Annotated in this window: 12 protein-coding genes; 4 read left to right on the top strand and 8 right to left on the bottom strand. The window is 64.6% G+C overall.

The genetic code is table 11. From position 1 onward, the window contains the following. Positions 1-501 precede the first annotated feature (501 nt). The 5 genes from U1708_RS16955 to U1708_RS16935 form a co-directional block, all read right to left on the bottom strand. Positions 502-891 carry a reverse transcriptase-like protein gene (locus tag U1708_RS16955; protein ID WP_332747147.1) on the bottom strand — a complete coding sequence of 130 codons (390 nt, stop codon included), beginning with the start codon at positions 889-891 and terminating at the stop codon, positions 502-504. Continuing rightward, positions 888-1,916, bottom strand: a complete 1,029-nt coding sequence (locus tag U1708_RS16950; protein ID WP_332747145.1) for a YihY/virulence factor BrkB family protein — start codon at positions 1,914-1,916, stop codon at positions 888-890. Before U1708_RS16950 ends, U1708_RS16955 begins: the two co-directional genes overlap by 4 nt. Positions 1,917-1,919: 3 nt before the next feature. Further along, the gene (locus U1708_RS16945) at positions 1,920-2,048 is read right to left on the bottom strand and encodes a hypothetical protein (protein WP_332747143.1); all 129 of its coding nucleotides are present in this window, start codon (positions 2,046-2,048) and stop codon (positions 1,920-1,922) included. A 110-nt stretch (positions 2,049-2,158) separates the two neighbouring features. Then, a complete protein-coding gene (locus U1708_RS16940; protein ID WP_332747140.1) occupies positions 2,159-4,657 on the bottom strand; it encodes an ABC transporter permease in 2,499 nt (832 codons plus the stop codon). Then, positions 4,654-5,352, bottom strand: a complete 699-nt coding sequence (locus U1708_RS16935; protein ID WP_332747138.1) for an ABC transporter ATP-binding protein — start codon at positions 5,350-5,352, stop codon at positions 4,654-4,656. Before U1708_RS16935 ends, U1708_RS16940 begins: the two co-directional genes overlap by 4 nt. A gap of 25 nt (positions 5,353-5,377) precedes the next feature. Between U1708_RS16935 and U1708_RS16930 the strand changes: the two genes are divergently transcribed. Both U1708_RS16930 and U1708_RS16925 read left to right on the top strand, forming a co-directional pair. Beyond that, positions 5,378-6,091 carry an arylesterase gene (locus U1708_RS16930; protein WP_332747136.1) on the top strand — a complete coding sequence of 238 codons (714 nt, stop codon included), beginning with the start codon at positions 5,378-5,380 and terminating at the stop codon, positions 6,089-6,091. A 123-nt stretch (positions 6,092-6,214) separates the two neighbouring features. Next, on the top strand, positions 6,215-6,943 hold the full coding sequence (locus U1708_RS16925) for a Crp/Fnr family transcriptional regulator (protein WP_332747134.1): 729 nt from the start codon (positions 6,215-6,217) through the stop codon (positions 6,941-6,943). Between the two features lie 40 nt (positions 6,944-6,983). Here U1708_RS16925 and U1708_RS16920 read toward each other — a convergent pair whose 3' ends face one another. From U1708_RS16920 to U1708_RS16910, 3 genes are all read right to left on the bottom strand, one after another. Continuing rightward, positions 6,984-7,319, bottom strand: a complete 336-nt coding sequence (locus U1708_RS16920) for a hypothetical protein (protein WP_128454646.1) — start codon at positions 7,317-7,319, stop codon at positions 6,984-6,986. A gap of 89 nt (positions 7,320-7,408) precedes the next feature. Further along, the gene (locus tag U1708_RS16915) at positions 7,409-8,251 is read right to left on the bottom strand and encodes a transglutaminase-like domain-containing protein (RefSeq protein ID WP_332747132.1); all 843 of its coding nucleotides are present in this window, start codon (positions 8,249-8,251) and stop codon (positions 7,409-7,411) included. Positions 8,252-8,265: 14 nt separating this feature from the next. Beyond that, complete coding sequence (locus U1708_RS16910) at positions 8,266-9,186, bottom strand: transglutaminase family protein (protein ID WP_332747131.1); 921 nt, start codon at positions 9,184-9,186, stop codon at positions 8,266-8,268. A 16-nt stretch (positions 9,187-9,202) separates the two neighbouring features. On the opposite strand from U1708_RS16910, the gene U1708_RS16905 reads away from it, so the two are divergent. Both U1708_RS16905 and U1708_RS16900 read left to right on the top strand, forming a co-directional pair. Beyond that, positions 9,203-10,003 (top strand): N-formylglutamate amidohydrolase, encoded by an 801-nt coding sequence (locus tag U1708_RS16905; RefSeq protein ID WP_332747129.1) that lies wholly within the window; start codon positions 9,203-9,205, stop codon positions 10,001-10,003. Positions 10,004-10,084: 81 nt separating this feature from the next. After that, positions 10,085-12,979, top strand: coding sequence for a PAS domain-containing protein (locus U1708_RS16900; RefSeq protein ID WP_332747128.1), 2,895 nt, complete (start codon positions 10,085-10,087; stop codon positions 12,977-12,979). The last annotated feature ends 249 nt before the right edge of the window (positions 12,980-13,228 follow it).

The following is a 13,228-nucleotide window of genomic DNA, read 5'->3' as shown; positions in this document are numbered from 1 at the left end:
AGCGTTCATTCTGAGCCATGATCAAACTCTCAAGTTTATGTCACCAGCCAATCGCAGTGGAATTCCACGATCAACCAGCCCATCTCAAGGAGCCGCTCTGCACAATATCATTCAGACGACCGTCATAGTGCGAACACCACAACGACCGCCGATTACATATGGAATATGTGAAGGACATATGAGAACGACTTAGCTTTAAACGATACCCCGAACCCTTGAGGAGCCCGAGAACCGCAAGCCGCCGCCCACATGTCCCTTCATCTTAACCTACAATGTCAAAGAGCCGACAAAAATACCGACACTCGCATAACCCCCCTTGCGGAAGATTTGGAGCATCTGGTTTTTTGCGACCGCCGCGGTAACCGTTAAGGCACTCCGCTGCGGTGACACCCCTCTAAGACCACCTCACAGAACCGTCAAACGGTTTTTTACAGTTTCAGGTCAGTTTTCGGAAATCTAGGCCTCAACGCGCCGAACGGGCTTCTTATCCGAACCTGTGGGTCATCGCGGATGTAGCTTGGCAAGCGCGATACCGGCGAGGTTCTGGGTCCGACCGATATAGCGTATGCGGACGCGGTCGAAACCGACGGCTATCTCGGCGAACCGCGCACGGTGTGCTTCGAGTGCTTCCGAGCGGCACCGCGCCGTTCCATTGGCTTGCGTTACGACCAGCGTGGAATCGCCAAGTAGCGTGATATCGCGATCACCGTTTTGTGCCGCGACTTCCAATGCATGGATCGCGGCCAACCATTCGGCGTCGCTGTTGGTGCCGGTACCGAGATCATGCAGGTAGTGGGCGATCCCCTTACAGACTACGGCGCATTCGATCTCACCTGGGTTCGGCCGACAGCCGCCGTCGAAGAACAGCTTGATCGAGCGCCCATAGCTCATTTGGCCTTCGCTTGCGGGCCCGGTGCCGTCTTGCGCGGCGCTGCGCGCTTGCGGTGTGCCAGAGCTGCACCGATCGCCATCATCCCAAGACCCGCGACTGGCGAACCGCGGCGGATGGACCGGAGACCGCCGATCGCCAGAAGCGATGCGGGTAAGCCTGCATGCGCACCGCTTAGACGGGCGACCGCCAAGACCCCTGCCCCGCTTGGCTCCGCAGGCCGGGTAACTGGTCGCGGCGCGGCTTTGCTTTTGGCTTCGGTTGCAACGGTGTCGGCGACAGTTGCACCTCGTGTACCCATCGGTGTCGGAATGCCGGTCGTCGTATCGGCGGTCGTCTGGTGCTCGAGCTCCGAATTCAGCTCTGCGCCGAGCAGGAAGACGTAGGCGGATAGCCATAGCCATGTCAGCAATACGATGACCGCGCTCAGCGAGCCATAGGTCGCGCCGTAATTGCCGAAGCGCGAAACGTAGATCCCGAACCCTATCGTAGCGCCCAGCCAGACCAACGTCGCGGCCAACGATCCGGGGGTCAGCCACGCCCACTTGGCCTTGCGACGGTTGGGGCCGAACCGGTACAGGCATGCAGCCGCCGTGACGCCCAACGAAGCAAGCACGCCGTAACTTACCAGACGGATCGCCAGCAGCAGAATGTCCGGAGCACCCGGGATCAGGCTGTCGAGAAGCGCGAATGCCGCAGTCGACAGCGCAGCGACCAAGGCCAACAGGACCGCGCCCCCGGTGATCGCGAAGGCGAGCAGGTAGAGGGCAATGAACCCGCGCGTTTCCTTCTCCTCGTAAGCAATGTTGAGCGCGGTGACGATCGACGACGCGCCCTTGGTGCCACCGTACAGCGCGATGCCCAGTGCGATGACGAGGCCGAAACCCTTCTTGCCTTCCGACGTGTTGACGACCGTTGCGAGTTGGTCGCCGATCACCCGGGCAGCGTCGTCGGGAAGGACGTTAAATAGCGCGCGGATGTTCGCGACCACGGTCGCCGTGTCCGCAACCAGGCCATAGATCAGCACGACTCACGCCAACAGCGGGACGATCGCGGCGAACCCGTAAAAGGCGGTACCGGCCGCTATCAGACCGATATTGTCGTCGTTGCCCTCGGCCCAGGTGCGCTTCAGGACCTTCCACCATTCGCGTGCCGACATCGACCAGGGACTGGTAGCCTCATGCTCGGATCGTGATTCACTCGTGCTCAGCGTCTTGCCCCTCGGTCCGGTATATTCCGGCCCAACGCCGCGCGGGCACAAACGTGCCCTTAAAGTTGCCGCAACGCCTGCGCCGGCCGGGCACCGAGAATAGGCCAAGCGCCGATCAGTCCGATAGCCATCGTCAACCCGGCACCACCCAACAGCGTCGCCAACACCGTCACATAATCCGGCCGCCATTCGAACGTGAAGAGTTGCGTGACGACATACCACGCGCCACCGAGACCCAGCAGCAAAGCGAGCGCCGATAACACGATGCTGAGAAACGCGTATTCGAGCGCCTGCACTGCGAGCACCTGCCCCCGCGTCGCACCGAGCGTGCGCAGGATCACGCCGTCATAGGTACGCGCCTCTCGCGCCGCGGCGATCGCGCCGATCAACACGGCGACCCCGGCAAGAATCGCCACCGACGCGGCTGCCGTGATCGCGGTCGCCATCTGCGAGACGATGTCCCGGACCTGGCCGAGCACGCCGCGAACCTCGATCACCGACACGGACGGGAAACGCGGCAATAGCGCCCGCATCACTGGCGCCTCCTGTCCCGGTGCAAGCTCGATCGTCGCGGCGAGATTGTGCGGCGCGTCCTCGATCGCGTTGGGCGAGAACACCATCACGAAGTTGAAGCCGAGCGTATCCCAACTGATCCGGCGGAACGACGCGATCCGCGCGGTCCGCTCGACGCCAAGCAAAGTGTAGCTGAGCGGATCGCCGATCTTGAGCGCAAGCACCTTAGCCAGTCGCTCGTCGATCGAGACCAGCGGCGGCCCCTTATAGTCACCCGCCCACCACCGACCGGCGGTGAGTTCGCTGCCCTCGGGCAAAGCCGCGGAGTAGGTCAGCCCGCGCTCGCCGCGCAATGCCCATGCGCCCTCGGGGAGGGTCTTGAGGTCGGCGACGCGCGTCGTGCCGTAGCCGGTGATCGTGCCACGCATTGCGGGGACGGTGCGGATCGACGGGCGGGTCGCCACGCCTTCGATCGTCCGGCGGAACTCCGTCTCGCGGTCGGGCGGTACGTCCAATGCGAACAGCGCCGGTGCGCGCTTGGGGACGGTGAGCGCGATGTTCGCGTCGATGCTGGTGCGGATGCCGGCAAGCAGTACGAACAGCGTGAGGCCGAGGCCGAGTGCGACGACCAGGGTGCCGGTTCGCGCGCCGGGGCGATGCAGTCCGGCGATAGCAAGCCGCAACAACGGCTTGCGCGAGCGGGGAAGCGCTGCGGCGATCCGGCGTACCGCCCAGCCGAACGCCGCCAATACCAGCAGCACGCCGGCCACTGCCGCGAGGAAGCCTGCGCTGAGGCCGGGCTGTTCCGCGGTCGACAGGGCTAGCGCGACGATCGCCGCTCCGGCACCAAGGACCCAGGGCAAGGTTCGGCGCAACGGGACGGACCGGTTGCCAAAGACCCCGCGCAACAGGCCCGCGGCGGGAATGCTGCCCGCCTCGATCAGGGGCGGTGCGGTGAAGGCGAGCGCAATCAGCATGCCATAGGCCGCGGCCAACGCGAGCGGCGCGAACTGGAGCGAGAACTGCGGCGCGACCGGCAGCACGTCGCCCGCGAGCCAGACGATCAACGGCACCGTCACCGCGCCCGCGACCAGCCCGAGGACGATCCCCATCGCCGCGACGACACAAACCTCCAGAAGATAGATCTTGGCGATCAGACCGGACGTCGCGCCGAGGACCTTCAACGCCGCGATGCTGCTGCGGCGGGCGGCTAGGTAGGAAGACACGCCGTTGCCGACGCCGATCCCGGCGATGACGAGTGCGGACAGCCCGACCAGCAACAGGAACTGGCCCATGCGATCGACGAAGCGTTCGGCACCGGGCGCCGCACGATCGCGCGTCTTGGTTTCCCAGCCGCCGGTCGGGAACGCCGCCTTGAACCGATCGACTGCGGTCGCCGGCGAAGCACTTGGGGAGAGCCGAACGCGGTACTTGCTTTCGTACAGGCTGCCCGGCTGGACCAGACCGGTCCGCGCTATGCCCGCCATCGAGACGATCGCGACGGGGCCGAGCGTGAAGCCTTCGCCGAGCCGGTCCGGTTCGTTCGCGATCACGCCGGCGACGGTGAAGTCGGCGATTCCTAGGCGTATGCGCGCTCCGGTTCCGACGCCGAGCCTCTGCGCCAAGGCCGGAGCGATCCAGATCGCCTTGGGATCGTCGACCTTCGCGACCGATCCTCCCTGTACGGCTAGCGTGCCGTAGAGCGGATAGACCGCATCAACGCCCTTGAGTTGGACCGGGACGCTGTTGGTGCCGCGGATCGCGGTCGCCTGCATTCGTACTGTTTCGGACACCCTGCCGAGCCGCGCCATCGCCGTGCGCTCGTCAGGGGTGGCGGCGCGCTGCGACGTACCGAACTCGACGTCCCCACCGAGGATCGCGCTGCCGCGCGCCGCAAGCTCGCCGTCGATCGACTGCGTCAGGCTGCCGATCGCGGCCAGGGCGCCGACGCCAAGGAACAGGCATGCGAGCAAAAGCCGCAGCCCGCGAAACCGAAGATCGAGTTCGCGACATGCAAGCCGCCACGCCAGTCGCCATTCGCTCACCGCAAACGGTCCGCTACGATACGGCCATCGCTCAATTCGACAGTGCGATCGCACCGCGCCGCCAGCACCGGATCGTGGGTGATGATGATCAGCGTGGCGCCGGTTGCAGCGCGGCGATCGAACAACAGGTCCATGACCGAGGCGCCGGTGGCGGCGTCGAGGTTGCCGGTCGGTTCGTCGCCGAAGACGAGTGCCGGACGCGGGCCTAGCGCGCGGGCGATCGCCACCCGCTGTTGCTCACCACCCGACAACTGAGTGGGATAATGGCCGATCCGATGCGACAGGCCGACAGCCGCGAGTTCGACTTCCGCTCGCTCGAACGCGTCGGGCATCCCGGCCAGTTCCATCGGCACCGCGACGTTTTCGAGCGCGGTCATCGTCGGCAGCAGGTGGAAGGCCTGCAGGACGATGCCGATCCGACCGCGGCGCGCGCGCGCGAGGGCATCCTCGTCGAGCTTGCCGAAGTCGAGCCCCGCCACCTGGACCCGACCGCTGGTCGCCCGCTCCAGTCCGGAGAGCACGGCCATCAGCGACGATTTGCCCGACCCCGATGGCCCGAGCAGCGCGACGCTGGCGCCCTGGGCAATGTCGAGATCGATGCCCTTGAGGATCGTCGTCGCGGCAGTCGATGCGCCGAGTGTCAGCGTGACATCGCGCACCGAGATCACCATATCGGCGGAAGCAGGTTCGAACATGGAGACCAATATTTTGGAGAAACAGATGCGACGCTGGCCTCTTTATGGGGGCGGACTGGCGCTTCTCCAAGCGGGGTTGCTGGCCGGCTGCGACCGGACACCCGAGATCCCTGCCCCGCCGCCCGCGACGAACACGATCGCGCCAGTTGCTGCGACGCCAGCGCCGCAGGGTCCGGAGCGCGTTATCCTCGCCTTTGGTGACAGCCTGTATGCCGGCTATGGCCTCGACCGCGGGCAGAGCCTGCCCGATGCCTTGCGGGACCGGTTGCGCAAGGACGGGATCAACGCGACGATCGTCAATGCCGGGGTGTCTGGCGATACCAGCGCGGCGGGACGGCAGCGGTTCGCGTTCGCGCTCGACAACATGAAGCGCAAACCGGACCTGATTCTGTTGGGGCTCGGCGGCAACGATGTTCTCCGCCAGATATCGCCGGACGAAACGCGCGCCAACATGACGGCGATGATGGACGAGGCGAAGCGTCGGGGCATTCCGGTGATGCTTACGGGCATGATGGCGCCGCCTAATCTCGGTCCGGAGTATTCGCGCCAGTTCAACAGCATATGGACCGACTTGGCCAAATCCTATGATGCCACGCTGTACCCGTTCATCCTCGACGGCGTCATCGGCAATGCCGGACTGATGCAGGCGGACCGTGTCCATCCGAACCGGACCGGGGTCGACCGGATCGCCGCTCGCGTTGCGCCGGTGCTCGAAAGCGCGTTAGGACAGTCACGATGACGGCGTCGTATTGCCGTCGATATATTCTGGAAGGATCGCGCGAACCATGACGCGCGACACGATTATTTGGCGACGTGACCGGCAAGAGCGGCGCGCGGGCAGGGAAAAGGGTGAAGCATGCAATTGAGCGGTTTGATCGCACGACTAGGGCGGCATCTCGATCTCACCGACGCCGAACGCGAGGCGATCCTCCACGCCGAACGCGGCGAGCGGCGGCTACGCGCGGGCGACGTCCTGGTCGCGGAAGGCGGTGAAAGCCACGCGCTGTACGTCGTGCGCCAGGGGTGGCTGCATTCCTCGGCGAAGCTGGTCACCGGCGGGCGCCAGATCCTGCGGTTTCATTATGCGGGCGACCTGATCGGGACGTCGAGCATGGCGTGGTCGCAGGCGGCGGCGACGCTGACCGCGATCTCCGACTGCATCGTGATCGATTTGCCCAAGACCGAACTCGGCCTTCTGTTCCGCGCGCAGCCGCGCATTGCCGGGCTGCTCTACGCGATCGCCGCGGCCGAGAACGTCGCGATGAGCGACCGGCTGACGACGATCGGGCGGATGGGTGCGAGCGAACGGCTGTCGACGCTGTTGCTCGACATCATCGCACAGTTGCGGGTCACGGCAGGCGGGATCGTCGACTCGTTCGACCTGCCGCTCACGCAGACCGATATCGGCGACGCGCTGGGGCTGACCAAGGTCCACGTAAACCGGACGATCCGCGCGCTGGAGAAGACGGGCGTTATCGAGCGCACCGGACGACGGGTACGGATCGTCGACGAAGCGGCGCTGGTCGCGGCTACCGGATTTACCGATCGGTACGGCGAGATCGAGACGGCATGGTTGCCGCCTGCGATGTGACGCTATCTGATCCTCCCCCTGCGAGGGGGAGGATTTAGGCTTAGGTGCGGTCGACGACGAACAGGGTCACCCGGTCGTACTTGATGTCGCCGGGGTTGAAGATCGCGTCGGGGACGAACGGGCGGTCGATGACCTCGATATCCTTCAGCCCTGCGAGCTTGAACGTGCCGAGCTTGATTTCCTTCGGTGGCTGACCGTCGCGTTCCAGCGTGATCGCGTCGACGAACACGTCGTCATGCTTGGTATAGAGAATGTGCGGCGCCAACGTGCAGACCATCCGGTTATAGGTTGCCGTGATGCACTGGCGCAGCGCGATCGCCTGCAATAGCAGCGCGTTCGCGTTGGAGGGAGCGGACTGATCTGGGGTCGAGGTCATGTTGTGCATCGCAGCATAAGTTAAGGGATCGGTGGCGTTAGGCCCATCGCGGCTGCCGCGACAAGACCTAACTTGACGCTACGGTGGGATTACTTCGTTGGCGCTACACCATCGGCGCGGGCTTCGAGACCGACTTCGTCCGTATGGACGTCGAAACCGACCAGGCGTGCCGGACCGAAGGTCGTGGTCAGCGCGGTATCGGTCGCGTCCCTGCCCCGCGCCATAAGGATGCGGCCGATCCGCGGTCGATTATGGCGCGCGTCGAACGTATGCCAGGTGCCGCCGAGATACACGTCGAACCAGGCGGAAAAATCCATCGGCGCGTCGACCGGCGGGATGCCGATATCGCCCAGATAGCCGGTGCAATAGCGTGCCGGAATGTTCATGCAGCGGCACAGCGTGATCGCGAGATGCGCGAAATCGCGGCACACGCCCTGGCGTTCCTGATAGACGTCCCATGCAGTCTTGGTCGGACGGGCGAAGTGATAGCCGAACTCGACATGGTCATGCGCGAAGTCGACGATCGCCTGGACGCGCTGCCAGCCCGCGGGGACATGCCCGAACAACGACCACGCCGTCTCGGACAGGCGGTCCGTCTCGCAATAGCGGCTGCCGAGCAGATAGATCAGGATGTCGTCGGGAAGATCCTCGACCGCGTGCTGGATCGCCTCCGGCGTCACCGGATCGGGCTTGCCGCTGTCCTGAACGGTGAAGTCGCACGACAGCGTCAGGCCGCCCTTCGGCACCGTGATCCGCGTGCAGACGTTGCCGAACGCATCGAGATAATCATAGGCCGGCACGTCGGGATCGTCGACGATCCGGTGCGGGGTGACGAGGTCCTTGTTCCGCGACGGATGCAGGCTGAGCATCGCCATCATCGGAGTCGCAACGTCGGTTTCAAATCGAATGTTATAGCCTGCCCTGATCAGCATAGAAGTCCCCCGGTTCAGGCCGTTATCGCCGTGTGTTGAGAATTGTTGGCATCGCCCGTGGCGGCATCGTCGACGGCGATGTTCACGGACACGCTCATGTCGAGAAAGCTTCCCGGAAACCCGCTCCAGGTGCCCGAGATCGGCACCGCCTGGTAAATGTCGCGCGCGACCGCGACGCGGATCAGGCCGCGATTGCCGACGATACCGTTGGTTGGATCGAACTCGACCCAGCCCGAACCGGGAAGATAGACGCGGACCCAGGCATGGGTGTTGCCGCCTCCGGTGCGCTGCTCGCGGCTGCTGGGGTTGTAGACATAGCCCGAGATGAAGCGCGCCGCGAAGCCGAGCGCGCGGACCGCCTCGATCATCAGCATCGCATAGTCGCGGCACGTGCCCTTGCGCATCGCGAGCGTCTCCATCGGCGACTGCGTGCCTTTCTCGGGCCGCGGCACATAGGTGAACTCGCGCTTGATAGCGGCGGTCATCTCCGACAGCATCGCCAGCGTATCGGTCTGCCCCCCGGTGCTGACGAAACGCCGCGCCCAGGTGTCGATCTCGCGCAGCGGATCATGATGCTGGCGCTCGATCGACCGCAGCAGGTCGGGCATTTCCTCGGACGAATAAGTGAACGGATAGAAACGCGCGTAACGTTCGATATCGACGTTCTGCAGTTCGGCCGGACTGTGGTTCAGCCGTATTCGGCTGTCGATGACGAGATCCTTCGCGCGCTTGTCGAACGTCGCGATCGCCACGGAGTTGCCGAACACGTCCTGCAACCAGCGAATGTCCGACGGCTCCGGGGAGATCGTCAACTGGGCGTCGATCAGGTGCTGGTCATAGCTTTCCCGCGGCCGAACCATGATCCGATGCTCGCCAAACGCTACCGGCTGGCGGTAGGAGTATTTCGTTACGTGGGAGAGCGTTAGAGATGGCATCCAGGGTCCGTGTCGCATGAACAGCAATGTCAGCCAATCGCTGCTAACGACCGAGGATACCTCTCCGGTCACGGTGATCAACCCGGCAGGCGCGTCATCGTTCCTGCTGATCGGCGACCATGCCGGGAAAGCGGTACCGGCACGGCTCGGGTCGCTGGGCCTGAGCGATGCGGAACTGTCTCGCCATATCGGCTGGGACATCGGCGTGGGTGAACTTGGCGTGGCATTGGCGGAGCGGCTCGACGCTGTATTCGTCCGCCAGAGCTATTCGCGGCTGGTGATCGATTGCAACCGCAGCCCGGATCAGCCGGACGTCATCGCCGCGGTCAGCGACGGCACGGTCGTGCCGGCCAATGCCGCGCTGAGCGAAGCGGATCGTGCGGCACGGTTCAGCGAGATCCACGAGCCTTACCACGCCGCGATCGATGCCGAACTGGCGCGACGCGATGCACTCGGACTTCCTACGACGCTGATCGCGCTGCACAGCTTCACCCCGATGATGAGCGGGCCGCTCCGGGACCAGGCGCGTCCGTGGCAAATCGGCATTCTCCACGACGGCGGCGACACGAGGTTCGCACAGGCCCTGCTGGCGGTGTTGCGGACCGAAGGCGACCTGACGGTCGGCGACAACGAACCTTACCGGATGGACCTGATCGACTACACCATTCCGCGGCATGCCTACCCTGCCCGCGGCTATGCCGAGATCGAGATACGACAGGATCTGCTGGAGTCTGCCGAGGACTGCGCAGCGTGGGCCGATCGCCTCGCCCGGCTGTTGCCGGTCGCGCTCGAACGGGTCACAGCGCACCCGGTCTAACCACGGGATCGGAACTCTCGTTGGTGCGTTTGCTCGCCGGCCTTGTTGCGTAAGGTCGCGTCCTCCGACCTTCGAGATACGATGTTACGACCGACGACCCAGGCTGAGCGTGCCAATCCGGCCCAAGAACGTTACGACGCGTTGTTCGAAGCGATCGACGCGGGGTTCTGCATTATCGAGATGGTGTTCGACGGCGATCGCGCGACCGACTACCGCTTTGTCGAGGTCAATCCGCGGTTCGAAAGCCAGACCGGACTGGTCGACGCGGTCGGTCGAACCGCGAGCGAACTCGTTCCGGATCTCGAGCGCGTCTGGTTCGACACCTATGGCAAGGTCGCGCTGACAGGCGAACCGGCACGGTTCGATCATGGTTCGGACCCGATGGATCGGTGGTTCGACGTCCATGCCTTCCCGATAGGCGCTGCCGCGCCGCACCTCGTCGCGGTGCTGTTCACGGACGTGTCCGCCCAGCGCCGGGCCGCCATTGCCGCGCAGGAAAGCGAAGAGCGGCTCCACCAGGCGCTCGCGGCCGGCAACGGTATCGGCACCTGGGACTGGGACGTTCCGAACGATCGTGTGAAGGCCGACGACCGCTTCTCGCGCCTCTACGGCGTTCCCGAGGAACTCGGACGCAAGGGCGCGCCACTCGAACGATTTTTCGGCGGCATTCACCCCGACGACCTGCCTGCGACCCGCGCCGCAATCGCCGATGCGCTCGAGGGTGGCAGCGATTTCGCAGCCGAGTACCGGTTGGTCCAGCCGGACGGCGCGGTTCGCTGGGTCGCCGCGCAAGGCCGTTGCCGGCTCGCCGCCGACGGCACGCCGTTACGCTTTCCTGGCGTCAGCTTCGATATCACCAAGCGCAAGCAGGCTGACCTGAGGCAGAGTGCCCTGCTGGAACTCAGCGACGCAATCCGCGACCTGATCGAACCCGACGAGATCGCCTATGCCGCGTCGGCAATCCTGGGCAAGGCGCTGCAGGTGAGCCGGGTCGGCTACGGCGTGATCGACAAGAGTAACGAAACGATCACCGTCGAGCGCGACTGGAACGCGCCGGGGATCACGACGCTCGCCGGGACGCTGCAGTTTCGCGACTATGGCTCGTACATCGAGGATCTGAAGGCCGGGCGGACCGTGGCCATCGCGGATGCCGACCTCGATCCCCGGACCCGCGATACGGCCGATATGCTCAAGGCGATCAGCGCAGCGTCGTTCGTGAACATGCCACTGGTCGAACACGAGGATTTGGTGGCGCTCCTCTATGTGAACCACAGGGCGCCGCGGGTCTGGACGGATGACGATCTGGCACTGATGCGCGAAGTCGCCGAGCGGGTAAGGACAGCCAGCGAACGACTGCGGGCGGAAGCGGCGCGTCGCGAGAGCGAGGAACAGTTCCGGGTCTTTGCCGAAGCCGTGCCGAACCAGATCTGGGCGGCCCGACCGAACGGCGACCTTTATTGGTTCAACCGTCAGGTCTACGTATTCAACGGCCTAGAACCCGGTTCGCTTGGCGCCGCCGGCACCTGGCGGGACCGTGTCCATCCAGACGATTATCCCGCTGCCGCAGAAGCTTGGAACCATTCCCTCGCAACCGGTGACCGGTATAGCGTCGAATATCGCGCACGCAGCAAAGACGGTGAATATCGGTGGTTCCTTGTCCGCGCGGACGCGGTTCGGGCGTCCGACGGCACGATCCTGCGCTGGGTCGGCACCAATACCGACATTGACGATAGTCGCCGTCAGACCGCACAACTGGCGCAGTGGAACGAAACGCTGGAGGAACAGGTCGCGACGCGCACGCGCGAACTGATGCAGGTCGAGGAGGCGTTGCGGCAAAGCCAGAAGATGGAGGCAGTCGGCCAGCTCACCGGCGGGATCGCGCATGATTTCAACAATTTACTGACCGGCATTACCGGCAGCTTGGAACTGCTTGGGATACGGATTGCGCAAGGCCGGCTGAACGATGTCGAGCGCTATTCGCTAGCCGCGCAAGGTGCTGCCAAGCGTGCCGCTGCGCTGACCCACCGGCTGCTCGCCTTCTCGCGCCGACAGACGCTCGATCCGAAGCCGACCGACGTCAACCGGCTGGTATCGGGGCTGGAGGATCTGGTGCGGCGGACGGTCGGGCCCGAAGTCGAGGTCGAAGTGGTGGAGTCGGTCGGGCTGTGGGCGACGCTGGTCGATCCCAACCAGTTGGAGAACGCGCTCCTCAACCTGTGCATCAACGCGCGCGATGCGATGCCCGAGGGCGGGCGGCTGACGATCGAGACCGCAAACCGCTGGATCGACGCACGGACGGCGCGCGAACGCGAACTCGATCCGGGGCAGTACGTCTCGTTGTGCGTGTCGGATACCGGCACCGGCATGACACCCGAGGTGATCGCGAAGGCGTTCGATCCTTTCTTCACGACCAAGCCGCTGGGGCTCGGTACCGGTCTCGGCCTGTCGATGATCTACGGGTTCGCGCGGCAATCGGGCGGTCATGTCCGAATCTATTCCGAGGTCGGCGAAGGGACCAACGTCTGCGTCTATCTCCCGCGCCACTTCGGTACTGCCGAAGACGCTGCTCCCGAAGTCGAACTGTCCGACGCCCCGCGCGCGCAGGCCGGCGAGACCGTACTCGTGGTCGACGACGAGCCGACGGTCCGAATGCTGGTCGTCGAGGTGCTGGAGGAACTCGGTTATGCGGCGATCGAGGCGGCGGATGGCGCGGCGGGGCTGAAGCTGTTGCAATCGGACCTGCGCGTCGACCTGCTGGTGACCGACGTCGGGTTGCCGGGCGGTATGAACGGACGACAGATGGCGGATGCAGCGCGCGTCGGGCGGCCTGACCTGAAGATCCTCTTCATCACCGGCTATGCCGAGAACGCGGTCGTAGGGAACGGGCATCTCGACCCAGGGATGCACGTCATGACCAAGCCGTTCGCGATGGAAGCGCTCGCCGGGCGGATCAAGGAGTTGATCGTCTCGGCGTAGGGTTGCCGGGGGAGCAGTCGCCCCCCTGTCCTTTGCCATCGCCGTCATCCGTTATCCGTCATCCTGACGAAAGTCAGGACCCAGGATGAAGGACGCCGTCGATCATGCCTCCGGATCCTGACTTTTGTCAGGATGACGACGGGCATTTCGGTCCCCGCGGATGACACCAAGCCATGTTGCATCGCGGCAACAGTCGCGGCGCCATTAGCCTACATGGCATAATTGTCACTTGATATGATGTATCATCAA

It is taken from the genome of Sphingomonas arabinosi (assembly GCF_036663715.1).
Classification (GTDB): Bacteria; Pseudomonadota; Alphaproteobacteria; order Sphingomonadales; family Sphingomonadaceae; genus Sphingomonas.
Note: the sequence above shows the minus strand (reverse complement) of the source record. Positions and strands in the feature narration are given on the sequence as shown.